The sequence below is a fragment of the Azonexus sp. GW821-FHT04F04 genome (genome assembly GCF_059420025.1).
Window position 1 is genome coordinate 92,813 of record NZ_JBWKSX010000009.1, and the last position, 25,585, is coordinate 118,397.

A 25,585-nucleotide genomic window follows, 5' to 3' on the forward strand; every position below is an offset into this window, starting at 1 on the left:
ATGACCCGGATCGATTACCGGCTTTTTGCGGCGCTGGCGTTGTCGCTCTCCCTGCATCTCTTGCCGCTGCTGCCGGATTTCAATTTTGGCCAAAAATTCCGGTCGACCGTGGCACCGCTGAATGCCGAGCTGCGCCCGCCCCCGGCCGCATCCGCAACGCCACCGCTCAGCCTGCCGGAGCAGCCCAAACCGGCCAGTGAGCCAACGCCCAAGCCACCCAGGCCAGCGTTGGCAAAACCGCCCGAAAAAACCGGCGCCCAGAAAACCTGGACCCAGGCCGTCCGCGACCACCTCAAGAAACTCGACAACGCCGGCCAGTTCTACCCGGCCGAAGCCATCGCTCGCGGGCTAGAGGGCGAAGTCCTCGTCCTGCTCATCATCGACGAAGCCGGCAAAGTCAGCGCCGCCCGCGTCGAACAAGGCAGCGGCCAGCCGCTGCTCGACGACGCCGCCCTGCGCGCAGTCCGTTCGCTGCAATCGCTGCCGGCCGACGCACCGCGCCAGGTTGTTCTGCCGGTGCGCTTCCGGTTGCGTTGATCGGCTGACTGAGGCTCGGTTGCGCGCTTGATCGGCGGGCCAATGCCTGGCGCACCGAGAGAGATTGAACCGTTGGCGGGAAGCGCATTCAAACTCAGGGAAGCATCAACAACGATAGGGATTTTCCGGAAGGAGTCTGCCATGTCGATCTTTGCCCGCTACCAGAGTCGTTACGAGGCTCAGCAGGAAGAGGAAATGTCGGTCCAGGAATATCTGGATCTGTGCAAGAGTGACAAGACCGCGTACGCCAGTGTCGCCGAACGCATGCTCATCGCAATCGGCGAGCCCGAACTTGTCGATACCCGGCTCGACCCCCGCCTGTCGCGGATCTTCGCCAACAAGATGATCAAGCTCTACCCGGCCTTCCGCGAGTTCTATGGGATGGAAGAGGTCATCGAGCACATCGTTTCCTACTTCCGCCATGCTGCCCAGGGACTGGAAGAGAAGAAGCAGATTCTCTATCTGCTGGGGCCGGTTGGCGGCGGCAAGTCGTCGCTCGCCGAACGCCTGAAATACCTGATCGAGAAAGTGCCTTTCTACGCCATCAAGGATTCGCCGGTCCATGAGTCGCCGCTTGGCCTGTTCAACGTTCTCGAGGACGGCGAAATACTGGAAGAGGATTTCGGCATTCCGAAGCGTTACCTCGGGACCATCATGAGCCCGTGGGCGGTCAAGCGCCTGCATGAGTTCGGCGGCGACATCACCAAGTTCCGCGTCGTCAAGCTGCGCCCTTCCGTGCTTTCCCAGATCGCTGTCTCGAAGACCGAGCCGGGCGACGAGAATAACCAGGACATTTCATCGCTGGTCGGCAAGATCGATATCCGCAAACTGGAAAGCTATTCGCAGAATGACCCGGATGCCTATTCGTACTCCGGCGGTCTGTGCGTCGCCAATCGCGGCATTCTCGAATTCGTCGAAATGTTCAAGGCGCCGATCAAGGTGCTGCACCCCCTGCTCACCGCCACGCAGGAGCAGAACTACAAGGGCACCGAGGGCTTTGGTGCGATTCCCTTCGACGGTCTGGTGCTGGCCCACTCCAACGAGGCGGAATGGCAGGCCTTCAAGAACAATCGCAACAACGAGGCCTTCCTCGACCGCATTTACATCGTCAAGGTGCCGTACTGCCTGCGTGTCACTGACGAAATCCACATTTACGAAAAGCTGCTCTTCAACTCTTCGCTGGCCAACGCCCCCTGCGCCCCCGACACGCTGCGCATGCTGGCCCAGTTCTCGGCCTTGTCACGTCTCAAGGAGCCGGAGAATTCGAGCATCTACAGCAAGATGCGGGTCTACGACGGCGAGAATCTCAAGGACACTGACCCCAAGGCCAAGAGCTATCAGGAATACCGCGACTTCGCCGGGGTGGACGAGGGCATGACCGGGCTATCCACCCGCTTCGCCTTCAAGATCCTGTCCAAGGTATTCAATTTCGATCACCGCGAAGTGGCGGCCAATCCGGTGCACCTGATGTACGTGCTCGAGCAGCAGATCGAACAGGAACAGTACCAGCCCGAAATCGAGGAACGCTACCTGCGCTTCCTCAAGGAATTTCTCAGCCCGCGCTACGCCGAATTCATCGGCAAGGAAATCCAGACGGCCTACCTGGAGAGCTATTCCGAATACGGCCAGAACATTTTCGACCGCTACGTGACCTATGCCGATTTCTGGATTCAGGATCAGGAGTTCCGCGACCCGAATACCGGCGAAATGCTCGACCGCGGCGCCCTCAACGATGAACTGGAGAAGATCGAGAAGCCGGCTGGCATCAGCAACCCCAAGGACTTCCGCAACGAGGTGGTGAATTTCGTGCTGCCCGCCAGGGCCAAGAACGACGGCACGAACCCGGCGTGGACGAGCTACGAGAAATTGCGGGCGGTCATCGAGAAGAAGATGTTCTCGAACACCGAGGAGCTGCTCCCGGTCATTTCCTTCAATACCAAGGCCAGCGCCGACGAGCAGAAGAAGCACAAGGACTTCGTCGAGCGCATGACCAGCAAGGGCTACACCGAGAAGCAGGTTCGCCTGCTCTGCGACTGGTACTTGCGGGTTCGCAAGTCTTCGTGATGGTGGAAAGGCGGGGCGGTTTCGCCGCGCAACGGGAGGTCACCCATGACGGTACGCATCGTCGATCGGCGGCAGGACAGCAAGAACAAGAGTTCGATCAATCGCAGCCGTTTCATCCAGCGCTTCAAGGGGCAGATCCGCAAAGCGGTGGCCGATGCCATTGCCCATCGCGGCATCCGCGATCTCGACAACGGCGAGAAGATCGGCATTCCCGGCAAGGACATCACCGAGCCGCATTTCCGCCATGGCAAGGGTGGCAAGCGGGAGATCGTGCATCCCGGCAACGACCGCTTCAATACCGGCGATAGCGTCGACCGCCCCCTCGACGGTTCCGGCCAGGGGCCGGGCGGGGCGAGCGAGGATGGCGAGGGGATCGACGACTTCGTCTTCACGCTGACCCGCGACGAGTTCCTCGACATCTTCTTCGACGAACTGGCCCTGCCCAACCTGGTCAAGCGCCAGCTGGCCCGCATCGACGAATACAAGCGGGTGCGCGCCGGCTACACGCAGAGCGGCGTGCCGACCAACATCAATCTGGTGCGCACCATGCGCGGCGCGGCCGGGCGGCGCATCGCCGTCGGCGCCCCCTTTGCCGCCCGGCTGCGCGAACTTCGTGAAGAACTGGAACGCCTGCGCCGCGACTGCCCGGGCGACCCGGACATCGTCCGCATCGAGCGCGAAATCGCCAGCCTGCTGGCACGGCGCGAGGCCATTCCGTTCATTGACCCTTTCGACCTGCGTTACAGCAACCGCATTCGCATCGCCCAGCCCTCAACGCAGGCCGTGATGTTCTGCCTGATGGACGTTTCCGGGTCGATGGACGAGTCGAAGAAGCAGATCGCCAAGCGCTTTTTCATGCTGCTCTACCTCTTCCTCAACCGCAATTATGAACATATCGAGGTGGTCTTCATCCGCCACCACACGGTGGCTGAGGAGGTCGACGAAGAGAATTTCTTCCACTCCCGGGAGACCGGCGGCACCATCGTTTCCAGCGCCCTCAAGCTGATGCACGAGATCGTCGTCGCCCGCTATGCATCGAGCGCCTGGAACATCTACGGCGCCCAGGCTTCGGACGGAGACAACTGGAACAACGATTCGCCGCCCTGCCGGGAGCTGCTCAGCGAATCCATCCTGCCGCTCGTCCAGTATTTCGCCTACATCGAGATCGCCGACGCCGAACCGCAGAACCTCTGGCTCGAGTACGAACGCCTGCTCGACAGCCATCCCGGGTTATTTGCCATGCAGCGCATCGCTGCGGTGGCCGACATCTACCCGGTGTTCCGCGAACTCTTCCGAAAGCGACTGGCATGAGCAAAAAGCGCACTCGCCCGATTGCCGAGGGCTCGGAATGGACGATCGAAGCCATCGACCGCTACGACGCCGAGATCGGCCGCGTCGCCAAGGCCTACGGTCTAGACTGCTACCGCCACCAGCTCGAAATCATCACCGCCGAGCAGATGATGGACGCCTACGCCGCCATCGGCATGCCGGTCTATTACCACCACTGGTCGTTCGGCAAGCACTTCCTGGAAACCGAGAACCGCTACAAGCGCGGCCAGATGGGCCTGGCCTACGAGATCGTCATCAACTCCGACCCTTGCATCGCTTACCTCATGGAGGAAAACACGCTGACAATGCAGGCCCTGGTCATCGCCCATGCCGCCTACGGCCACAATTCCTTCTTCAAGGGCAACCACCTGTTCAAGCAATGGACCAGCGCCGACGCCATCATCGACTACCTCGTCTTCGCCCGGAACTACATCGCCCAGTGCGAGGAACGCCACGGCTTCGCGGCGGTCGAGCAACTGGTCGATGCCTGCCACGCCCTGAGCAATCTGGGCGTTGACCGCTACAAACGTTCACCGCGATTGTCGCTGGACAAGGAAACGCTGCGCCAGAAGGAGCGCGAGGAATATTTGCAGGCCCAGGTCAATGATCTGTGGCGAACGCTGCCGCGTCATGCCGCGGCCGTCGCCGAAGAGGAGGAACGGCGCTTCCCCGAGGAGCCCGAGGAAAACCTGCTCTATTTCATCGAGAAGAACGCGCCGCTGCTCGAACCCTGGCAGCGCGAGATCATCCGCATCATTCGCAAGATCGGCCAGTATTTCTATCCCCAGCGCCAGACCCAGGTCATGAACGAGGGCTGGGCCTGCTTCTGGCACTACACCCTGATCAACACGCTGTACGACGAAGGCAAGCTGACCGACGGCTTCATGATGGAATTCCTGCAGTCGCATACCAATGTCGTCTACCAGCCACCGTACACCAGCAAGTGGTACTCGGGGATCAACCCTTACGCGCTGGGTTTTGCCATGTGGCGCGACATCCGGCGCATCTGCGAGGAACCGACGGCCGAGGATCGCGAATGGTTTCCCGAGTTTGCCGGCTCGGACTGGCGCGAAACCTTCAATTTCGCGATGAGCAATTTCAAGGACGAGAGCTTCGTCGCCCAGTACCTGTCGCCCCGCCTGATGCGGGAATTCCGCCTGTTCGCCATCCTCGACGACGAGGCCAACCCCAAGCTGCGCGTCAATGCCATTCACGACGACATGGGCTATCGCGCCCTGCGCCGCGCGCTCGCCGAGCAATACAACCTGGGCAGCGCCGACCCCGACATCCAGGTCTGGAATGTCGACCTGCGTGGCGACCGCTCGCTGACCCTGCGCCACTTTTCCCATCAGCACCGCCCGCTCGGCCCCGAAACGGAGCGCGTCATCGAACATCTGGCCACCCTCTGGGGCTTCACGGTGCGTCTCGAAACGCAGATGCCGGACGGGAATCTGCGGCCGGTCGCCGAATACCGCAGCGAAAAGCGCAACCGCCAAATCCCCTAGCCTCTTCCTGAAAGACGCGCCATGCCCATCCAGACCCTGCTTCAGCCTCATTTCACCGACCTCGGCGGAGGCATGACGGTGCGCCGCCTGCTGCCGTCGGCCGGTCGCCAGTCGGTCGGGCCGTTTCTGTTCTTCGACCATTTTGGCCCGGTCTGGCATGAGCCCGACAGCAATACCGATATCCGGCCGCATCCCCACATCGGTCTGGCCACGGTGACTTACCTGTTCGAAGGGGCCATGCTCCATCGGGACAGCCTGGGCAGCGTGCAGCGCATCGAACCCGGCGCCATCAACTGGATGACAGCGGGACGCGGCATCGTGCATTCGGAACGCACCCCGGATGACCTGCGGCAGCAAGTCCATGCCATCCACGGCCTGCAGTTGTGGGCCGCCCTGCCCGTGGCCTTCGAAGAGGCCGAGCCGGCCTTCTCCCACACACCGGCCGAGGCCATTCCGGTTTGGCGGGATCCCCTGGTTGCCGTCCGTGTCCTGATCGGCCAGGCCTTCGCTCTCGTCTCGCCGGTGCATACCTTTGCCCCGACGCTCTACCTCGATGTGGCGGCGCAAGCGGGCGGCGTCCTCCATCTGGATTGCGTCGCCGAAGAACGCGCCGTCTACGGAATCGAGGGCCGTCTGGCGGTCGATGGCCAGGCTCTTGAGCCAGGCCTGCTCGCGGTCCTGAGCGATGGCCAGCCGGTAGTCATCGTCGCCGAGCAATCCGCCCGCTTCGTCGTCATCGGCGGTGCGCCACTCGATGGACGCCGGGCCATGTGGTGGAACTTCGTTTCCTCGCGCCGCGAACGGATCGAAACGGCCAAGGAAGACTGGCGCCAGCAAAGGATGGGCGTCATTCCCGGCGAGACCGAGTTCATTCCCTTGCCGGAGCGCTGAATCAGGCGGGCCCCAGCCTTAAGGGAAGAAAAGCCCTGCCCCGGGAATCATTTCAATTTTGGCCAAAATTTCCGGTTGACCGTGGAAACCTGCCCCACGCAGCCATGGCCGCTCAGATCGCCCCGCCGGCGCGCAGCGCGGCAATGCGCTCCGTTGCGTAACCCAACCCGGCCAGCACCGCATCGGTATGCTCGCCGAGCGCCGCGCCCAGCCATTCCGTGCTGCCCGGCGTTTCCGATAATTTGGGCACGATGCCGGGAATCTTGAATTCCTTGCCATCCGGCAAGCGAGCCGATTCGAACATCTGGCGGGCGATGAATTGCGGGTCGGCGAACATATCGACCGCAGAATAGACGCGCGATGACGGCACTTCCGCCGCGGCCAGCATGGCCAGCACTTCGGCCTCATCGTGTTCGGCACACCAGGCGTCGATCAAACCGTAAATCTCGTCGCGCCGCGCATCGCGGCCGGCGTTGTCGGCCAGGGTCGGATCATCGGCCAGATCGGTCCGGCCGATGGCCAGCATGAAGCGTTTGAAAATCGCGTCGCCATTGGCGCCGATGGTCACGTGCTTGCCGTCCTTCGTCGTGTGCGTGCTCGACGGCGTGATGCCCGGCATGATGTTGCCGGTGCGTTCGCGGACGAAACCGAAAACGTCGAACTCCGGCACCATCGACTCCATCATGGCGAAGACTGCCTCGTAGAGCGCGACATCGACCACCTGCCCGGCCCCGCCATTGACTTCCTTGTGGCGCAGCGCCATCAGCGCGCCAATCGCGCCCCACAGCGCGGCAATCGAATCGCCGATGGAAATCCCGGTGCGCACCGGTGGCCGGTCGGGAAAGCCGGTGATGTAGCGCAGGCCGCCCATCGATTCGCCAACGGCGCCGAAACCCGGCTGATCCTTGTACGGCCCGCTCTGGCCGAAGCCGGAGAGGCGCACCATGACCAGCCCCGGGTTGTCCGCCTTCAGCGTTTCCCAACCCAGCCCGAGCTTTTCCAGCACGCCGGGGCGGAAGTTTTCGACAAGGATGTCGGCTTCGGCAATGAGCTGGCGAACGAAAGCGACGCCCTCGGGATGCTTCAGATTCGCCGTCACCGACTTCTTGTTGCGCCCCTGCACAGCCCACCACAGCGAGGTGCCTTCGTAGAGCTTGCGCCATTTGCGCAGCGGGTCGCCGCCATCGGGCGATTCGACCTTGACCACCTCGGCACCGAACTCGCCCATGATCCGCGTGCAGAACGGCCCGGCGATCAGCGTGCCGAGTTCAACCACTTTGAGCCCGGCTAGCGGCTTTTGCGCCAAGTCTTTTTGCGCCTCTGTCATCTCAAGGCTCCCAGTGTTCGATTTTTAATTTTTGCCCAAAAATCCGGTCGACCGTAGCAATCACCGAAGCCGGCGCCCCGCTCGTCGCCACCGTCAGCCGGCCCTCGCCGCCGCCGAGCAGACTGCCCGCCGCCAACAGCCGCTCAAGCTGACGCGCCACCGGCTCGCCGGTATCGAGCAACACGGTCCCCGCCGGCATTCGCCGGGCAATCGCCGCCGACACGCACGGATAATGCGTGCAGCCGAGCACCACGACATCGGCCGCCGCCGCAGCCAGCGGCGCGACAAAAATATCAAGCAAGGCCGCCACGGCAGCGCTGTCCGGTCCCTCGGCCTCAATCGCCTCGGCCAGACCCGGACACGGCTGGGCAATGACCCGATGGCCGTTGGCGTGATTGCCAACCAGTCGCTGAAAACGCTCGCTGGCCAACGTCCGCGTCGTCGCCAGCACGCCGATGACACCCGTCCTGGTCAGCCCCACCGCCGGCTTGACGCCAGGCTCCAGCGCCACCACCGGCACAGCTATCGCCGCCCGAATCGCCTCTGCGGCCGCGGCAGTCGCCGTATTGCAGGCAATCACCAACGCCTTCGCCCCACGCTTGACCAAGGCCTCGGCGATCAGCACACCACGCTCGCGCAGAAACACCTCCGGCCGGTCGCCATAGGGCAGAAAGCGGGTATCGGCAAAATAGAAAAAATCTTCCTGGGGCAGTCGCTCGCGCAAGGCGCGCAACACCGTCAGGCCACCGAGGCCAGAGTCGAAAACAGCGATGGGATGAGAGGTCAAAGGTGTTTCCGGATATTCGGCAAATGTCTGATTTTAGTCTTTGTCCGTTGCCTACCCAAAACGCTCAGCCTTGAACAACAGGGCAAGACCTCTAATGTTCTGCGGTGTTACTTGGCAGTAGCCCACCCAGCCTTCAACATCCGGTCATAAAGCACGACATTGACCGTCGCCGCCAGGTTCATGCAGCCGTGGGTGGGGATGTAGACGATGTCCTTGCACCATGAGGTGACGTTCTTTTTCAGGCTGCCGTCTTCCGGGCCGAAGATGTAAAAAGCGCGTTCGGGGTGCTGATATTCGGTGAGCGGCTTGGCGTCCGGGTGGACTTCGATGGCGACCGGGACGCAGCCGAAGGGGATGACCTGCTGCAGGTCGTCGACGCCGATCAGCGGCAGTTGCAGGTGGACCTGCTTGGTGTCGGTGCGGAATTCGACGGCGCGCTCGTAGCGTTTGCCGGTGTAGAAAACCGTGTTGACGCCGTAGCAACCAGCGGCGCGCATGATGGAGCCGACATTTTCCGGGCCTTTCGGGTTGTAGAGGCCGATGCAGGAATAGCCGGTGTAGCTCTGAACGGCTTGCTTTCTGGTGATCGTTTCGATGCTCATCGTTACTCGGGCTGGCGGAATTCGTCGTCTATCCAGGCGTTGGCGCTGGCCGGGCTGAGCTTGAAGTTCGGGCCGACGCGGACTTTGGCCAGTTGCTCGCCATCGGCATCTTCGGCCGACAGCGTGGCGTAGGGGTCGTCTTCATCGGGAACGATGTCGAGGCAGATCAAAATTGGCCCGTTTTCCCGGTCGACCGTGAGTTTCCGGTGCAGTTGGGCGTGCAGTTGATGCTCGTGCCGGCGCAGGACTTCGGAAGCGGTCTTGATCAGGGTCTGGAAGGCGGAAACGTCGAGCGGCTTGGGATTTTTCTTGTCGCGCCCCATGGTCCACGGGCCGACCAGCGCCGGCTCGGCTTCGCCATCCTTGATCATTTCGACGGCCCAGCCCTCGTCGTCTTCATTCTTGATGACACGTGCCGTCCAGCCGTTGTTGCGCCACAGGCGCGGCTCGTTGATGACGTCGGACTCTTCGGTCTCGACGAGGTCGTTCGTTGCGTTTTCAGTCATCCCCGCATTGTACTTCCCGGCGCGGGGCTAGGAGGCGGCGGCAGCCTTGCTGGCTTCGATTTCAAGGTGACACGGCGCCAGCAGCAGATGCGCCAAATGCTCCGGATCGTTCGAGCCCATGTGCTCGGCGAAGGCGGTCAGCCGGGGATCCTTGGCCTCGGCCAGGGCAGCGATCAGCAGCCGTGCGGCTTCGCGCGGATTGGTCACGCCGGGCACATAGCCGGGCCAATCCTTGTAATGCGTCAGCAGCTCGGCCTTGTGGTCCTGATAGAGCGCCGAATTCCGGGTGAATTCGAGTTCGGCCTTTTTGGCAGCGATCTCGGCGTCAATTTCGGCATCGGTGTTCTGGTAATGAGCCTTCTCGGCCTCGGTCCAGTGCGGCTTGTCGCCGTGCTTTTCGCGCAGCGTGGCGAAGGTGCTGTCGAGTGCGATCTGCGAGTGGGTCGAGGCGTCGCGAAAAACATGAACCATGTCCTTGCCGTGCCCTTCCTTGCCGACGTAGCGCATGCTGGCCGTGATGCGCCGCGGATTGAAGCGAAACTGGCGGGCGCAGGCGGCGCGGAGGAGATCGAAGAGTTCTTCAATTTTTGCTGGGCTCACGGGACTTTCCTTTCGCTCGCCCGAATTGCGGCGATTGCATCGCTGGCCAACTGGCTGGCAACAGCATACGCCTGCCTCGGGACGACGGGTGGCAGGAATGCGTCAAATCTCCGGCCTTGTTCAAACGACGGCCGCTGCGGCTGATTGTCGCAGTATTAGCAAATGCTAATTTTTGGTTCTATAAAGGAAGTGAGGCTTTTCTCAATTCACAATTTCTGGAGAAAATCATGAAAGCACCTAGACTTCATTCATGGCTGGTAGCAGCAGCCATTTCGCTAACCGCCTCCGTGGCCGACGCCAGAGGAGGAGCGGGTGGTGGCATGGGCGGAAATGGCGGCCAGTCGGCAGGCAGTGGCTACCGGGGCGGTCAGGTTGACCAGACTCGCACGCAAACACACGAGCAGACTCAGGACCGAACCCGGGAGCAGGATCGGGTGCAAACAAGAGACCCGGAACGGAGTCAAACCAAAGAACAGGACCGGACCCAGTCCCGCGACCGTATTCATACCCCGACGGCGACATCGCCGGCCTCGAATTAACCCTTGATCATTGAGGAGAAAACCATGAACACGAATGGCATGAAGGTAACTCTTGCAGCGTTGGTTTTCGGACTGATCTCTTCCGGCACATTGGCTGCCGATGCGCCAATCTACGGCAGCCAGATCATGACCAACCAGGAGCGCATCGAACATCGGGCCAAGCTTCGTGCTGCCAAGACGACTCAGGAGCGCGAACAGGTTCGCCTTGAACACCATGAGCAAATGAAACTGCGGGCCAAAGAGCGCGGCGTTGCCTTGCCGGATGAACCACCAGCACAGGGCGGCGGCATGGGTCCGGGTGGCGGTATGGGTGGCATGGGCCCGGGTGGCGGCATGGGCGGCGGCCGAGGTCGCTAAAGCAGGAGACGGCTTGTCGACAGGCGTTGGCCACGCCCCCCCCCAGCCTGAGGAGTATTTGTCGCCGCAAGGTGACGATCTCCCACCTGATTTCAGGCGGGAGATCGTCAATCAAGCATAAATCACATGCGGGCGATCATCGCATCGCCGAAGGCCGAGCAGGAAAGCTCTTCGGCACCATCCATCTGGCGGGCGAAGTCGTAGGTCACCTTCTTGTCGCCGATGGCCGCTTCCATGGCCTTGATGACGAGGTTGGCCGCTTCCTTCCAGCCGAGGTGGCGCAGCATCATTTCGGCCGAGAGAATGAGCGAACCGGGATTCACCTTGTCCAGCCCGGCGTACTTCGGCGCCGTGCCGTGCGTCGCTTCAAAGCAGGCGTACTGGTCGGAGATATTGGCGCCCGGCGCAATGCCGATGCCGCCAACCTGGGCGGCGAGTGCGTCGGAAATGTAGTCGCCGTTCAGGTTGGTGGTGGCGATCACGTCGTATTCGGCCGGACGGAGCAGAATCTGCTGCAGGAAGGCGTCGGCGATGGAATCCTTGACGGTCACTTCACGGCCGGTGTTCGGGTTGGTGAAATGGCACCACGGGCCGCCGTCGATCAGCTGGGCACCGAATTCCTCCTGCGCCACCTTGTAGGCGATGTCGCGGAACAGACCCTCGGTGAATTTCATGATGTTGCCCTTGTGCACGATGGTCAGCGACTTGCGGTCGTTGGCGATGACGTACTTCAAGGCGGCGCGCACCAGGCGGGTGGTGCCTTCGACGGAAATCGGCTTGATGCCGATGCCGGAGGTTGCCGGGAAACGTATTTTCTTGACGCCCATTTCCTTCTGCAGGAAATCGATAACCTTTTTGCAGGCCTCGGAATCGGCGGCCCATTCGACGCCGGCGTAAATGTCTTCGGTGTTCTCGCGGAAGATGACCATGTTGGTCAGTTCCGGATGCTTGAGCGGCGACGGCACGCCCTTGAAGTACTGCACCGGACGGACGCACTGGTAGAGATCGAGTTCCTGGCGCAGGGCGACGTTGAGCGAACGGATGCCGCCGCCAACCGGCGTCGTCATTGGTCCCTTGATGGAAACCGAGTACTCCTTGAGCGCCGCGAAGGTTTCCTGGGGAAACCACTCGTCCGGGCCGTAGAGGCGGGTCGATTTTTCGCCGGCGAAAACCTCCATCCAGTAAATCTTCTTCGTCCCGCCATAGGCTTTCTCAACGGCGGCGTCGATTACCTTGATCATGACCGGCGTGATGTCGATACCGATGCCATCGCCCTCAATGAAAGGAATGATCGGATTGTTCGGGATGGCCTGCCCCGGAACGATTTTTTGACCGCCTTGCGGCACCTTGATGTGAGAAGTCATGGTCTCTCCTTCAGTTTTATCGGACGGGCCGCAGCCGCGCATTCCGTTGAACAGCAAAGCCCGACGCTTGTCTCCGGCACCGGACAGCGAGGTGATTATGTCGCAAAACATCGGCCGGTGTCAGCCATTTGGCCGAGCGGAAAGACTTGCACGGTCAACCGGAAAAAAAGCCCGAAAATGAAAAAAGCGAAGACCGGATGGCCTTCGCTTTTTCTGATGCGGCGCTCACACGCCGGGAAAGATCGCTCGCTTAGACGCGCGCTGCCTTGAGTGCGGCATTCAGCGTCGGGCTCGGACGCATGATCGCCTTGGTCTTCTCGGCGTCGGCCTTGTAGTAGCCGCCGATATCGACCGGCCGGCCCTGCACCGACTTCATTTCGGCAACGATCTGACCTTCGTTGTCAGTCAGGGTCTTGGCCAGCGTGGTGAACTTGCTGGCCAGTTCCTTGTCTTCGGTCTGCGCAGCCAGTTCCTGCGCCCAGTACATGGCGAGGTAGAACTGGGAGCCGCGGTTGTCCAGCTCACCGGTCTTCGGCGACGGCGACTTGTTGTTGTCGAGCAGCTTGCCGGTCGCAGCGTCGAGCGTCTTGGCGAGCAGGATGGCGCGCTTGTTGCCATCCTTGATGCCCTGCTCTTCGAGTGACACGGCCAGAGCCAGGAACTCGCCGAGCGAATCCCAACGCAGGTGGTTTTCCTGGGTCAGCTGCTGGACGTGCTTCGGGGCCGAACCGCCGGCACCGGTTTCGTACATGCCGCCACCGTTCATGAGCGGGACGATCGACAGCATCTTGGCCGAGGTGCCCAGCTCCATGATCGGGAACAGGTCGGTCAGATAGTCGCGCAGGATGTTGCCGGTCACCGAGATGGTGTCGAGGCCGCGAGCGACGCGTTCCAGCGTGAAGCGCATGGCGCGCACTTGCGACATGACGTAGATTTCCAGGCCGCTGGTATCGTGATCCTTGAGGTACTTGTTGACCTTCTTGATCAGCTCGTTTTCGTGCGGACGATAGCTGTCCAGCCAGAAAACAGCCGGCATGCCGGACTGGCGGGCACGGGTAACGGCGAGCTTGACCCAGTCGCGGATCGGCGCGTCCTTGACCTGGCACATGCGCCAGATATCACCGGCTTCAACGTTCTGGGTCAGCAGCACTTCGCCGGTAGCGTTATCGACGATGTTGGCAATGCCATCTTCGGCGACTTCAAAGGTCTTGTCGTGCGAGCCGTATTCCTCGGCCTGCTGGGCCATCAGGCCAACGTTCGGGACGGTACCCATGGTCCGCGGATCGAAGTTGCCATGCCATTTGACGAAATTGATCATCTCCTGATAAATGCGGGCAAAGGTCGATTCCGGCATGACGCACTTGCTGTCGTACTGCTTGCCGTCAGCACCCCACATCTTGCCGCCCTGACGGATCATGGCCGGCATGGAAGCGTCAACGATGATGTCGTTCGGCGAATGGAAGTTGGTGATGCCCTTGGCCGAGTCGACCATGGCCAGACGCGGACGGTGTTCCTGACAGGCGTGCAGGTCACGGATGATCTCGTCGCGCTTGGATTCCGGCAGGGTCTTGATCTTTTCGTACAGATCGACCATGCCATTATTGACGTTGATGCCCAATTCGTCGAAGGTCTTGCCGTGCTTCTCGAAGGCATCCTTGTAATAGATCTTGACGCAGTGGCCGAAAACGATGGGGTGCGAAACCTTCATCATCGTCGCCTTGACGTGCAGCGAGAACAGGATGCCGGCTTCGCGGCAGTCTTCGAGCTGGGCTTCGTAGAAGTCGCACAGCGCCTTCTTGCTCATGAACATCGAGTCGATGATCTCGCCTTCAAGCAGGGACAGCTTCGGCTTGAGCACGGTGGTCTTGCCGCCCTTGGCGATCAGTTCCATGCGCACTTCGCGTGCCTTGTCGAGGGTCAGCGACTTTTCACCGTGGTAGAAGTCACCGTGCTCCATGTGTGAGACATGGGTCTGCGACCACTGCTTCCATTCGCCCATCGAGTGCGGGCGCTTCCTGGCGTAGTTCTTGACGGCGCCCGGCGCGCGGCGGTCGGAATTGCCTTCGCGCAGCACCGGGTTGACGGCCGAACCGAGACACTTGCCGAAGCGGGCCTTGAGGGCCTTGGCTTCTTCGGTGTCGGCGGTTTCCGGGTAATCAGGGATGGCGTAGCCCTTTTCCTGCAGTTCCTTGACACAAGCCTTGAGCTGGGCAACGGAAGCGGAAATGTTCGGTAGCTTGATGATGTTGGTTTCCGGCAGCAGGCACTTTTTGCCCAGCTCGCCCAGGGTGTTCGGCACTTTCTGGTCGTCCGCAAGGAATTCGGAGAATTCTGAGAGAACTCGGGCCGAAACGGAAATGTCGGCCTTCTCGATTTCAATGCCGGCCGGCCCCGTAAAAGTGCGGACGATCGGCAAAAACGCACAAGTCGCCAGCAGCGGCGCCTCGTCGGTGAGCGTGTAGATGATCTTGGACTTGCCTGCGGACATACGAACCCCTTGGTGATGGTTTTTAATATGCGAGTCGACGACGATACGCCGATACCCTTGCGCGGTGCTTACAGAGTCTCGGGAGTATCCGCAACGCAGCGCTTCCGGTCAACGGTGAAATGCGGTTTCACAGTGTGGTCCGCTGCGGACGCCCCGAATGGCGGCGATCTCGTCATTTCGCCTCCGGCCCACTAAAATCTGCGACATACGGAGCGATCACATGAAAATCTCAGTCGGCCTCTACGGCACCAGCGCGCACCAGATTGCGCTGGCCATGATCCAGGGATTCAACAAGCACTACACGCTGTTTCGCCTGAGCAGCCGCGAAGCCAAGTCGCGTTTCGAACAAAGTGACTGGCAGGGCGTGCACAGGGCAGTGCGCGAGCGTATCCGCTTCTACGATGACCGCGTGGACGAATGCGTCGAACGTCTGCGCGACGACTACGATGCCCAGCACATCGACGACAGCACCTGGCAGCAGGTCAAGCTGCTCTACATCGGCCTGCTCCTCAACCACAAGCAGCCGGAACTGGCCGAAACCTTCTTCAATTCGGTGACGACCAAGATCCTGCACCGCAATTATTTCCACAACGATTTCATTTTCGTCCGCCCGAGCATCTCGACGGAAAACATCGAGGGCGACGACAGCCAGACCTACCGCAGCTACTACGCCAAGGAAAACGGCCTGCGCGGGGCAATCCACAGCATCATCGCCGACTTCGGCTGGCTGCGCCCCTTCGCCGACCTCGCGCGAGATGTCGACCGTGTTTACGACGCCGTCAGCCGCCATCTCAACGGCATGCCGCGGCGCGAGGTCAATTTCCAGATTCAGGTGCTCGGCTCGCCTTTCTACCGCAACAAGGCAGCCTACATCATCGGCAAGGCGATCAACGGCGCGAACGAGTATCCGTTCGCCATCCCGGTGTTGCACGACGAGGAAGACAAGCTCTACCTGGACACCATATTGCTCGACGGGTGGCGGATCGGCCTGCTCTTTTCGCTGTCGCGCGCCTACTTTATGGTCGATATGGAAGTGCCCTCCGGCTACGTCCAGTTCCTGCGCTCCATCCTGCCCAACAAGCCGCGCTCCGAGCTGTACATCATGCTCGGCCTCGGCAAGCAGGGCAAAACCATGTTCTTCCGCGATTTCATCTATCACCTGCACCACTCCGAAGACCAATTCATCATGGCCCCCGGCATCCGCGGACTGGTCATGCTGGTCTTCACGCTGCCCTCGTACCCTTACGTCTTCAAGATCATCAAGGATGTTTTCGGCGCCTCGAAGAACATGGACCGCGCCACGGTCAAGCGCAAATTCATGATGGTCAAGCAGGTTGACCGCGTTGGTCGGATGGCCGACACCCTCGAGTTCTCCAACGTCCTGTTCCCGCGCAAGCGCTTCGACGACGAGGTCATGGCCGAACTGGAAAAGCTGGCGCCGTCCTGCTACGAAATCGACGGCGATCAACTGATCATCAAGCACCTCTACATCGAACGCCGGATGGAGCCCCTCAACATCCATCTCGACCGCATGGAACGCGCCAACAACATCGAAGGCCTCGAACACGCCATCCGGGAATACGGCAGCGCCATCCGCGAAATGGCTCAGGCCAACATCTTCCCGGGCGACATGTTATGGAAGAATTTCGGCGTTACCCGCTTCGGCCGTGTCGTTTTCTACGACTACGACGAAATCGAGTACATGACCGACTGCAACTTCCGCAAAATTCCGCCTGCCCCCGATTTCGAAACCGAGATGTCGGGCGAGGTTTGGTACCCGGTGGCCAGAAACGATATTTTCCCGGAGGAATTCGCCACCTTCCTGCTCGCCTCGCCGCAGGTGCGGAAAATATTCCTCAAGTACCACAAAGACCTGCTTGACCCGAAATTCTGGCAGGATGCCCAGCAGAAAATCCGCGACGGCCATGTCGAGGACTTCTTCCCCTACCCGCAGGAACTGCGTTTTGTGAATACCAGCCAACAGCTCAACGAATAGGTAAGTGATCACTGATCCCGATAGTCAGAAACTCTGACTTCTGCCGAAATAACAATTCACTTATCTTCAGGTCGAATACATTAACCGAATCATGACCTCACCGTCATTCAAGGTCAGGTTCGGTGCTTTTAAAAACCTACATCGCCCACAATTCAAGGAGAGTGATGATGCCGCTTACCCTGGCGGTTGCTCGCGAAAGCGCCGACGGTGAATACCGTACGGCGCTCTCGCCCGAGACAGCCAAGAAATTCGCCGCCCTCGGCGCCAAGCTTTGCATGGAACAAAGCGCCGGCATCCAGAGCCACTTTCTCGACCCGGACTACACCGGCGTCGAATTCGTGCATGGCTTGGTCGAAGCCTATGCCAATGCCCACCTGATCCTGCGCGTGACCCCGCCAAGCCTGGCTGAAATCGAGCGCATCCCAGAAGGCGCCGTGCTGATTGGTCTGCTCAAGTCCTTCGAAGACAAAGCCCGTCTCGCCGCCCTGAACGCCAGGAAGATCACCGCCTTCGCACTCGAACTGCTGCCGCGCATCTCGCGTGCCCAAAGCATGGACGCCCTGTCCAGTCAGGGCGCCTGCGCCGGCTACCAATGCGGCCTGATCGCCGCCGCCCGCTGCACCAAGTTCTTCCCGATGCTGACCACCGCCGCCGGCACCATCCGCCCGGCCCGTGTGCTGGTCATCGGTGCCGGCGTCGCCGGCCTGCAGGCCATCGCCACCTGCAAACGCCTTGGTGCCATGGTCGAAGCCTACGACGTCCGTTCCGCCGCCCGCGAGCAGATCGAATCGCTCGGCGCCAAGTTCGTCGACACCGGCGTTGCAGCTGATGGCGTCGGCGGTTACGCCCGCGAACTGACGGCCGAAGAGAAGGCCGCCCAGACCGAGAAACTCGCCAAGGCCGTCGCCTTGTCCGACGTCGTCATCACCACCGCCGCCATTCCCGGCAAAAAAGCACCGATCATCATCACCACCGACATGATCGGCCGCATGAAGTACGGCGCCATCATCGTCGACATGGCCGCCGAATCCGGTGGCAACTGCGCTTTGACCCAGCCCGGCGAACACGTCGTCGCCAACGACGTGAACATCCATGGCCCATTGAATCTGCCCTCCCGCATGCCGACCCACGCCTCCGAGCTCTACGCCAAGAACCTCTACAACTTCCTCTCGCCATGGATCAAGGATGGCGAACTCAATTTCGACTGGAGCGATGATGTCGTTGCCGGTACGCTGCTCTGCAAGGATGGCATCACCGTTCACAGCGTGGTCAAACAAGTCATGGGAGAAGCATGATGGACGGCCTGCTCGCGTTGTACATCTTCATGCTCGCCGCCTTCACCGGCTACGAGATCATCGCCAAGGTGCCGGTCATCCTGCACACGCCGCTGATGTCCGGTTCCAACTTCATTCACGGCGTCGTCGTGGTCGGTGCCATGCTCATGCTCGGCACGGCGGACACCCCCGTTCAGCAAGCCATCGGCTTCTTCGCCGTCGCCCTCGGCGCGGCCAATGCCGCCGGTGGTTATGTCGTGACCGAACGCATGCTCGCCATGTTCAAGAAGAAAGAAGGTTGAACATGACCATCCCCGTTTACGTTCAAGGCGCCTGGTTCCTCGGCGCCGCATTGTTCATCTTCGGCCTCAAGGGCATGAGCTCGCCGGCTTCGGCTCGCAAGGGCATCATCATCGCCGGCTACGGCATGCTGGTCGCCATCGCCGCCACCTTCCTCATTCCCGGCCTGCAGAACATCGCTCTCATGGCCTTGGCTCTCGCCCTCGGTGGTTCGGCTGCCTGGATTTCCGGCAAGAAGGTCAAGATGACCGACATGCCGCAGATGGTCGCCATCTACAACGGCATGGGCGGCGGTGCGGCCGCTGCGATCGCCGCCATCGAGTTCGCCAAGGGTGATGCCCACAGCCTGGCGACGACGGTGCTCGCCGTCATCGGCGCACTGATCGGGGCGGTGTCCTTCACCGGTTCCTGCGTTGCCTGGGCCAAGCTGCAGGGTGTGCTCAAGAAGGCGCATCGCCTGCCGGCCCAGAATGCGGTCAATATCGTTCTCGCCCTGATCGCCATCGGCCTCGGTGGCGCCATGGTCGTCATGGCCCCGGCCCAACCGGAACTGATCTTCGGCTTCTTCGCCGTGGCCCTCGTCCTTGGCCTGATCGTCACACTGCCCATCGGCGGCGCCGACATGCCGGTCGTGATTTCGCTGTTTAATGCCTTCACGGGTCTGGCCGTCGGTTTCGAAGGCTATGTCTTGGGCAACCCGGCGCTGATCATCGCCGGTATCGTCGTCGGGGCGGCCGGTACGCTGCTCACCCAGCTCATGGCCAAGGCGATGAACCGGCCGATCTCCAACATCCTGTTTACGCCGATGGTAGCGAGCGGCCCGGGTGAAGCGATCAGCGGTTCGATGAAGGAACTCTCAGCACTCGATGCGGCAGCCATGATGCGCTACGCCTCCAAGGTCATCATTGTGCCGGGTTACGGCATGGCCGTGGCGCATGCCCAGCACAAGGTGTGGGAAATGACCTCGATTCTCGAAGAAGCCGGGGTCGAGGTGAAGTTCGCCATTCACCCGGTGGCCGGCCGGATGCCGGGGCACATGAATGTGCTGCTGGCCGAAGCGGGTGTGCCTTACGACAAGATCTTCGATTTGGAAGAGATCAACGGCGAATTCGGCCAAGCTGACGTGGCGCTGATCATCGGCGCGAACGACGTGGTCAACCCGAGCGCGCGCACCGACAAGACCAGCCCGATCTACGGCATGCCTATCCTCAATGCCGACATGGCGCAGAACGTCATCGTGATCAAGCGCGGCAAAGGTACCGGTTATTCCGGCGTCGAGAATGCCCTGTTCTATACCGACAATTGCCGGATGCTCTATGGCGACGCCCAGCCGATGGCGGGCGAGATCATCCAGCATTTGAAGGCGATGGGGTAGAGCCGCAAAATCTGCACTAAATAGGTGCTCACGGCTCAGAATTTTGTAACGGCCGCGCCAGCGCGGCCGTACAATATCAGGCTATATATTCCCCCGGAACCGGTGAATGAAGCGCATTGATGACCTTCTGATCTGGCTGGCTGCAGCAGCCTGCCTTGGACTATGGCTGTGGTCGCTGGCTGTCGGCCCTGTTTCTCCGCACTTCCTGATAGTAGTTGCCGTCCTGCTCGCCGGCACCATTTTGTTTTCCTACGGCGAACGGCGGCGCTGGAAGGACAAGCAGCGGTCCCACGTCGCTGAACTGCAGGACGTCATGTCGGAATACCAGGTGCTTTCCGACGAGGCAATGGCGCACGCCGAACTGCAGTTCTCCTCGCTCGAAAACGACATGCGCGAGGCCCAGGAGATCATTCGCACTTCAGTCAGCAAGCTTTCCGGCAGCCTGACCGGTCTTGAATCCCAGTCATCTGACCAGCGCCAGATCCTGCGCTCGCTGATCGACCAGATGCTTAACATGACGGGCCAGAACGCGTCGGCACAGGAACAGGTCAGCCTGCAACGCTTCTTCGACGAAACCAATGTCCTGATTGCCGAATTTGTCAGCAAGATGACCCAGATCCAGTCGACCAGTCAGGGCATTGCCGCCAGCTTTGAAGAAATGCAGGGCAAGGTTGCACTGATTAACCGCTCACTGAACGACATCGCCGGCATTACCAAGCAGACCGACCTGCTGGCACTCAATGCTGCCATTGAAGCGGCACGGGCTGGCGAAGCCGGCCGCGGCTTTGCCGTAGTGGCGGACGAAGTGCGCAATCTGGCTGCCCGCACCGGCGAATTCAATGTCGATATCCGCACGTCGCTCAGCGACATCATGAAGTCATTGCAGGAGGTCGGGGCCCGGGTGGCCGATGCGACCAGCATCGACATGAGCCTGGCCGAAAAATCCCGTACAACCCTGCAGGATCTGGGCAGCGAGTTGCTGGCGCTGACCAGCAAGGCGCGCGAGCATTCCGACCACATCACGGCCATCACCGAACAGATGCACGAGATGACCGAGGAAGGCGTCATGGCCATGCAGTTCGAAGACATCGTGACGCAGATGATGTCGCGCATCAGCCAGCGGACGACCAACGTCGGCGACTACATGCACGCCTTCCTGGCCCTGCAGTACGACAACGAAGCTGACGGCCTGCAACGCTTCCGCTCGCGCAGCCAGAAACTGGTCGCGCTGTTGGTGAACTCGCACGTTCAGGGCGATGCGATGAAGGCCAGCCATGCCGGCGCCAGTGCGATGAGCAGCAGCGACGGCGACATCGAGCTGTTCTGACGCTGGTTTTGCATTGTCACGGTCAACCGGAAATTTAGGCCAAAAATGGAATTGTCCAGCCTGATCGAAACCCTGGGCGAGAAGACCGCAGTCACCCTGGCCGGCCTGACCATCGGCATCTTTTTCGGCATTTTTGCCCAGCGCTCGCGTTTCTGTCTGCGCTCCGCCGTCGTCGAATTCTGGAACCGCAGCGGCTGCAGCAAGCTCGCCGTCTGGCTCTTCGCCTTTTCGGCTGCGGTCATCGCCACCCAGCTCTTCATCACCCAAGGCTGGCTCGATGTCTCGCAGGCCCGCCAACTGGCCGCCAAGGGCAGCCTGTCTGGCGCATTGGTTGGCGGCTTGCTCTTTGGCGTCGGCATGATCCTGGCCCGCGGCTGCTCGTCACGCATGCTGGTACTGGCCGCCAACGGCAACCTGCGCGCCCTGCTCGCCGGGCTGATTTTTGCCGTCGCCGCCCAGGCCTCGCTGAACGGGCTGCTCTCGCCGCTACGCACCTGGGTTTCCGGCTGGCTGACCATCGACGGCGGCACTGCCCGCGACCTGCTTGCCTTCCTCCGTCTGGGCAATATCGGCGGCCTGATTTTCGGCCTCGTCTGGCTGGCCGCGGCCATCCACTTCGCCCGCCGCGCCCACCTCGCCCGGCGCGAATGGCTGGGCGGCAGCGGCGTCGGCCTGATGGTCGCGCTGGCTTGGCTGGTCACCTATCAGGTCGGTACCCAATCCTTCGAAATTATCCCCGTGCAGAGCCTGAGCTTCACCGGCCCGTCGGCCGACGTGCTCATGCTGGTCCTCTCCCCGCCAGGCCAGCCGTGGGATTTCAACATCGGACTGGTCCCCGGCGTGGTCCTCGGCTCCTTCCTCGCCGCCCTGTGGGGCCGCGAACTGAAGCTGGAAGGTTTCAAGGACGGCCACAGCATGCGGCGCTACATGGCTGGCGCCGTCTTCATGGGTTTCGGCGGCATGCTGGCCGGCGGTTGCGCTGTCGGTGCCGGCGTCTCGGGCGCAGCGATTTTCGCGCTGACGGCGTGGATTTCGCTGATCGGCATGTGGATCGGCGCCGGCGTGGCCGACCGACTCATCGACCGACCGACCAAACAGTCGACACCGGAGTGTGCCGGCAGCTCGCCGGCAACCTCACCGTAATCCTTCTTCAACGGCCAGCCGCCCTGTGCTGGCCGACCCGAATCCCGGCAACGGCCGTCTGGAACGTTTCTCGCTCTGAGCGCAGATACCCTCCCAATTTGTGCCGACGATGTCAGAAAACTCACAAGCCCTGCTCGATTCGCTGTCGCTCGACCCGCGACTGTCGCTGTTCGCCGTGGCAGCCGGGGCAACCATGGCCGGCGGCGAACTCGGCGAAGAAACGCTCGACGACATGGCTACGCAGGTTGCCGGTGGTGCCCTGGCCGACCTCGACGCGCGACTCGTCTGGCCATTGCTGGCCGAAGGTTTGATGGGCGACCAGCCCTCGCGCATGCTGGCGGCTCTGACCGCCTGCGGCGCGCTGGAGCGCCTGCTGCCGGAATTCACCGCGCTGTTCGGCCACTTCCAGACCGGCTTCGATGGCGAGCCGGTCGATATCGGGCGACACCAGGGTCGGGTACTCGACGTTGCAGCCGCTGGCAACGCGCCGCTGCGCGTCCGGCTGGCGGTCCTGCTCTGCAATCTCGGCAAGGCCGACTCGCCGCCGCAGCATCTACCCTCGCACTATCGCCACATCGACCGCTGCCTGCCACGCATCCGCAACGTCTGCGCCCGCTTCGGCATCGCCGCCGAGCTCGAGGACTTCGCCATCCTCGTCGCCATGGAACTGGAGCGCGTCCATCGCGCGACACGCATGCGCGCCGGCTCGATGGCCGCGCTGCTCGAACGCGTCGGTGCCTTTACCGACCCCGGGCGCTTCGAGGATCTGGACCGTCTGCGCCTGCGACTATTTCGCCTACCCGGGCAACACCACGCCGGCCTATCCCAAAGCCACCCTGCTCAAGCAAGCCCTGGTCGCTTGCCTGGCACTGCCGGACCCCGACGAGGACGATGACGAGGCCACCGCGCTGCACGAACGGCGCACCATTGCCGTCGCCCTTGCCTTGCGTTCCGGCACCGACCACGAACGTTAAAAGGACCAACGATGACCACCGCCCCTCTCGCCCCGGACTGCCTGATTGCCGTGGCCACCAAGACCGGCCAGCAGATCGACATGCACTTCGGCCACGCCGACGACTTTGCCATCTACGCCGTATGTGACGGCGTGGTGACCTTTCTCGAAAAGCGCGAGGTCGAGCATTACTGCCAAGGAGGCCATGGCGACGAGGACAAACGCGAAGTCATCCTGCGCGCCCTTGCCGACTGCCGGGCGCTGTTTGTTGCCCGCATCGGCGGCGGCCCCGGCACCCGGCTGCGCGAAGCAGGCATCGAGCCGGTGGACGATTACCCCTACGGCGCCCCGGAGCCATCGATTGCCGCCTGGCTGACCAGTCGTAACGGGTGAAATAGTCGCTGGACAGCAGCTGTTCCGGTTGGCAGATCTATCCCACGGTCAACCGGAATAAACGGCAAGAATTGAAATCTGCTGCGGCGCCGGTCAGGCCAATCCTCCACTCGACCGACACCACCGCTATAGCTTAGCGCTTGACCAGTGTTCGCCAGCCAAGAAAGGAATAGACGACGATAGCGCTGCCGATCAGACCCATGCCAAAAACCAACGCGATCAGGAACCAGTCGGCCGGGCCTCCGGCATCGGTAAAACCCGACGACGACACCTTGGCCATCAGAATCAGGGCGAGCACGCCGCCGCCCAACCCGGCCAGTTCGGCCCGCACCAAGCGCCGGGCGACAATGCCTTTTTCCTTGATAAGCAGGCTCAGGAAAGCCAGAGTGCCGCCCACCGCAAGCAGGATCAGCAACCACAGCAAGGGGCCGAGCATCTCCTGGAACACCACCAGAAAAATCAGAGGATCAAATTCTTTCATGAGTTTTTCTCCTTCAGGCGCGGCCGCGCAACATGCTGAGGTAGGTCGGTTTCAAAGCCATGGTTTTCATCACCCAAGTGATCCACAGTTCTTCGAGCGGCGCGATGACACCGGGGAAGGACGGCACCAAATTGTCCTTGTAGTCGAATTCGACGAGCATGGCCTGGCCTAGGCGGGTTATCAGCGGGCAAGAGGTGTAGCCGTTGTAGACCGAGTTCGACTCCTTGCCGGCGATGCTGGCCAGCAGATGATCGACGGCGACCGGCACCTGCCATTTGACGCTCGCTGCCGTCTTGCCCTTGGGCACGCCGGCCACGTCGCCGACTGCGAACACGTTGTCGAAACGCTTGTGGCGCAGGCTGTGTTTATCGACTTCGATCCAGCCGTCCTTGGCCCAGCCACCTTCCTGCCATGGCAACGGGCTGTTGCGCACGGCATCGGGCGCCCGCATCGGCGGAATGACATTGATGAAATCGTAGGGATGCTCGACCGGGCCGATCGGCGTCTTGAAGACAGCGATGCGCTTGCCAAGGTCGATGGATTCGAGGATGCGCTCGTAGTTGACCTTGACCTTGCGATCGTCGAACAGCATGCGCACTTTTTCCGAAACGATGGGCACGCTGAACAGCGCCTTGTTATTGGCGTTGTACACCAGTTCCGCCTTGCCCCGGTTGCCCCGCCGACGCAGATAGTCGTCGGTGATGAAGGTGTATTTGAGCGGTGCGCCGGCGCATTTCATCTCGGTACCCGGCCGCAAGAAGAGGCCGATGCCCCCTTTGTCGGCGAAGTCGGACATTGACCGCCAGGTAGCTTCGGCCGCCGCCGCGCTGTGGTAAACGCTGCCCAGGCCGTTCTTGCCAATCTGGGCGACATCCATCCCGGGAATCGCCGCATAGTCCAGTTTCAGGCCGGTAGCGACGAGCAGGAAATCGTAAGGGATTGCCTTGCCGCTATCGGTCACCACCTTATTGCCTTCCGGATCGAACTCGGCCACCCTTTCCTCAATCCAGTCGACGCCGTTCGGCACGTACTCGGCGGTCGTCGACACAACGTAGGAAGCCGGCTTCAAGCCAGCGCCGATCAGCGTGTAGCCGGGCTGGTAGAAATGCTCCTTGCGGCCATCGACCAGGGTGATGCTCGCCCCGTCCAACTGCTCGGCCAGCCGCGATGCGGCGGCCAGGCCGGCCGCCCCGGCCCCGGCGATGACGATTCGCGCCTTGCTGGCCAGCTTGTCGGTGGCCCTCGCCGACGTTGCCGGCAACAGCAGGGCACCGGTCCCTGCCGCCCCCAGGCGCAGAAAGTTCCGTCGCCCCACTCCGGGTAATTTCAATATAGCCGCGAACTCCTTTTCCCTTTGCTCAGTCATTTTGTCTCCTCCTTGGCACCACGAATTTCGGGCATCCGTTGTTGCCGGAACCCCGCAAAACACAACCATATTCTTATATTCT

24 protein-coding genes are annotated in these 25,585 nt (G+C 61.5%); 15 read left to right on the top strand and 9 right to left on the bottom strand.

Going from position 1 to position 25,585, the window contains the following annotated elements; genetic code table 11:
• The 5 genes from AC07TV_RS16900 to AC07TV_RS16920 all read left to right on the top strand — a co-directional run bounded on the left by AC07TV_RS16900 (position 1) and on the right by AC07TV_RS16920 (position 6,326).
• On the top strand, positions 1–537 hold the full coding sequence (locus AC07TV_RS16900) for an energy transducer TonB (protein ID WP_494649529.1): 537 nt from the start codon (positions 1–3) through the stop codon (positions 535–537).
• Positions 538–678: 141 nt separating this feature from the next.
• Positions 679–2,601, top strand: coding sequence for a PrkA family serine protein kinase (locus AC07TV_RS16905; protein WP_494649530.1), 1,923 nt, complete (start codon positions 679–681; stop codon positions 2,599–2,601).
• A 45-nt stretch (positions 2,602–2,646) separates the two neighbouring features.
• Positions 2,647–3,912: a YeaH/YhbH family protein gene (locus AC07TV_RS16910; RefSeq protein WP_494649531.1), complete on the top strand. Its 1,266-nt coding sequence runs from the start codon at positions 2,647–2,649 to the stop codon at positions 3,910–3,912.
• Complete coding sequence (locus AC07TV_RS16915; protein ID WP_494649532.1) at positions 3,909–5,435, top strand: SpoVR family protein; 1,527 nt, start codon at positions 3,909–3,911, stop codon at positions 5,433–5,435. The genes AC07TV_RS16910 and AC07TV_RS16915 overlap by 4 nt, the downstream gene beginning before the upstream one ends.
• 21 nt (positions 5,436–5,456) lie before the next feature.
• Entirely contained in the window at positions 5,457–6,326 is an 870-nt protein-coding gene (locus tag AC07TV_RS16920; RefSeq protein WP_494649533.1) for a pirin family protein, read from the top strand.
• Between the two features lie 112 nt (positions 6,327–6,438).
• On the opposite strand, the gene AC07TV_RS16925 is transcribed toward AC07TV_RS16920, so the two are convergent.
• The 5 genes from AC07TV_RS16925 to AC07TV_RS16945 all read right to left on the bottom strand — a co-directional run bounded on the left by AC07TV_RS16925 (position 6,439) and on the right by AC07TV_RS16945 (position 10,148).
• Positions 6,439–7,653, bottom strand: a complete 1,215-nt coding sequence (locus AC07TV_RS16925; RefSeq protein ID WP_494649534.1) for a CaiB/BaiF CoA transferase family protein — start codon at positions 7,651–7,653, stop codon at positions 6,439–6,441.
• Between the two features lies 1 nt (position 7,654).
• Positions 7,655–8,440 carry a glutamate racemase gene (murI, locus tag AC07TV_RS16930; RefSeq protein WP_494649535.1) on the bottom strand — a complete coding sequence of 262 codons (786 nt, stop codon included), beginning with the start codon at positions 8,438–8,440 and terminating at the stop codon, positions 7,655–7,657.
• 107 nt (positions 8,441–8,547) lie between these two features.
• Positions 8,548–9,042 carry an RNA methyltransferase gene (locus tag AC07TV_RS16935; protein ID WP_494649536.1) on the bottom strand — a complete coding sequence of 165 codons (495 nt, stop codon included), beginning with the start codon at positions 9,040–9,042 and terminating at the stop codon, positions 8,548–8,550.
• Between the two features lie 2 nt (positions 9,043–9,044).
• Positions 9,045–9,548, bottom strand: a complete 504-nt coding sequence (locus AC07TV_RS16940) for a hypothetical protein (RefSeq protein WP_494649537.1) — start codon at positions 9,546–9,548, stop codon at positions 9,045–9,047.
• Positions 9,549–9,575: 27 nt separating this feature from the next.
• Complete coding sequence (locus AC07TV_RS16945) at positions 9,576–10,148, bottom strand: hypothetical protein (RefSeq protein WP_494649538.1); 573 nt, start codon at positions 10,146–10,148, stop codon at positions 9,576–9,578.
• A gap of 227 nt (positions 10,149–10,375) precedes the next feature.
• On the opposite strand from AC07TV_RS16945, the gene AC07TV_RS16950 reads away from it, so the two are divergent.
• Positions 10,376–10,687 (top strand): hypothetical protein, encoded by a 312-nt coding sequence (locus AC07TV_RS16950; RefSeq protein WP_494649539.1) that lies wholly within the window; start codon positions 10,376–10,378, stop codon positions 10,685–10,687.
• Positions 10,688–10,711: 24 nt separating this feature from the next.
• Entirely contained in the window at positions 10,712–11,044 is a 333-nt protein-coding gene (locus AC07TV_RS16955) for a hypothetical protein (RefSeq protein WP_494649540.1), read from the top strand.
• Between the two features lie 122 nt (positions 11,045–11,166).
• On the opposite strand, the gene icd is transcribed toward AC07TV_RS16955, so the two are convergent.
• Both icd and AC07TV_RS16965 read right to left on the bottom strand, forming a co-directional pair.
• Positions 11,167–12,408, bottom strand: coding sequence for an NADP-dependent isocitrate dehydrogenase (icd, locus tag AC07TV_RS16960; protein WP_494649541.1), 1,242 nt, complete (start codon positions 12,406–12,408; stop codon positions 11,167–11,169).
• 250 nt (positions 12,409–12,658) lie between these two features.
• Complete coding sequence (locus AC07TV_RS16965) at positions 12,659–14,896, bottom strand: NADP-dependent isocitrate dehydrogenase (RefSeq protein WP_494649542.1); 2,238 nt, start codon at positions 14,894–14,896, stop codon at positions 12,659–12,661.
• A gap of 220 nt (positions 14,897–15,116) precedes the next feature.
• On the opposite strand from AC07TV_RS16965, the gene aceK reads away from it, so the two are divergent.
• The 8 genes from aceK (at position 15,117) to AC07TV_RS17005 (ending at position 23,656) form a co-directional block, all read left to right on the top strand.
• The gene (aceK, locus tag AC07TV_RS16970; RefSeq protein WP_494649543.1) at positions 15,117–16,892 is read left to right on the top strand and encodes a bifunctional isocitrate dehydrogenase kinase/phosphatase; all 1,776 of its coding nucleotides are present in this window, start codon (positions 15,117–15,119) and stop codon (positions 16,890–16,892) included.
• A 167-nt stretch (positions 16,893–17,059) separates the two neighbouring features.
• Positions 17,060–18,187, top strand: coding sequence for an NAD(P) transhydrogenase subunit alpha (locus tag AC07TV_RS16975; protein ID WP_494649639.1), 1,128 nt, complete (start codon positions 17,060–17,062; stop codon positions 18,185–18,187).
• The gene (locus tag AC07TV_RS16980) at positions 18,187–18,468 is read left to right on the top strand and encodes an NAD(P) transhydrogenase subunit alpha part 2 (RefSeq protein WP_226400950.1); all 282 of its coding nucleotides are present in this window, start codon (positions 18,187–18,189) and stop codon (positions 18,466–18,468) included. The genes AC07TV_RS16975 and AC07TV_RS16980 overlap by 1 nt, the downstream gene beginning before the upstream one ends.
• A 2-nt stretch (positions 18,469–18,470) precedes the next feature.
• Positions 18,471–19,841 carry an NAD(P)(+) transhydrogenase (Re/Si-specific) subunit beta gene (locus tag AC07TV_RS16985; RefSeq protein ID WP_494649544.1) on the top strand — a complete coding sequence of 457 codons (1,371 nt, stop codon included), beginning with the start codon at positions 18,471–18,473 and terminating at the stop codon, positions 19,839–19,841.
• Positions 19,842–19,947: 106 nt separating this feature from the next.
• Positions 19,948–21,168: a methyl-accepting chemotaxis protein gene (locus AC07TV_RS16990; protein WP_494649545.1), complete on the top strand. Its 1,221-nt coding sequence runs from the start codon at positions 19,948–19,950 to the stop codon at positions 21,166–21,168.
• Between the two features lie 45 nt (positions 21,169–21,213).
• The gene (locus tag AC07TV_RS16995) at positions 21,214–22,311 is read left to right on the top strand and encodes a YeeE/YedE family protein (protein ID WP_494649546.1); all 1,098 of its coding nucleotides are present in this window, start codon (positions 21,214–21,216) and stop codon (positions 22,309–22,311) included.
• Between the two features lie 109 nt (positions 22,312–22,420).
• Positions 22,421–23,206, top strand: coding sequence for a tRNA nucleotidyltransferase (locus tag AC07TV_RS17000; RefSeq protein WP_494649547.1), 786 nt, complete (start codon positions 22,421–22,423; stop codon positions 23,204–23,206).
• A 90-nt stretch (positions 23,207–23,296) separates the two neighbouring features.
• Positions 23,297–23,656: a NifB/NifX family molybdenum-iron cluster-binding protein gene (locus AC07TV_RS17005; protein WP_494649548.1), complete on the top strand. Its 360-nt coding sequence runs from the start codon at positions 23,297–23,299 to the stop codon at positions 23,654–23,656.
• A gap of 133 nt (positions 23,657–23,789) precedes the next feature.
• Here AC07TV_RS17005 and AC07TV_RS17010 read toward each other — a convergent pair whose 3' ends face one another.
• Positions 23,790–24,137 (bottom strand): DUF5368 domain-containing protein, encoded by a 348-nt coding sequence (locus tag AC07TV_RS17010; protein WP_494649549.1) that lies wholly within the window; start codon positions 24,135–24,137, stop codon positions 23,790–23,792.
• Positions 24,138–24,150: 13 nt separating this feature from the next.
• Entirely contained in the window at positions 24,151–25,503 is a 1,353-nt protein-coding gene (locus tag AC07TV_RS17015; RefSeq protein ID WP_494649550.1) for an NAD(P)/FAD-dependent oxidoreductase, read from the bottom strand.
• Positions 25,504–25,585: the final 82 nt, after the last annotated feature.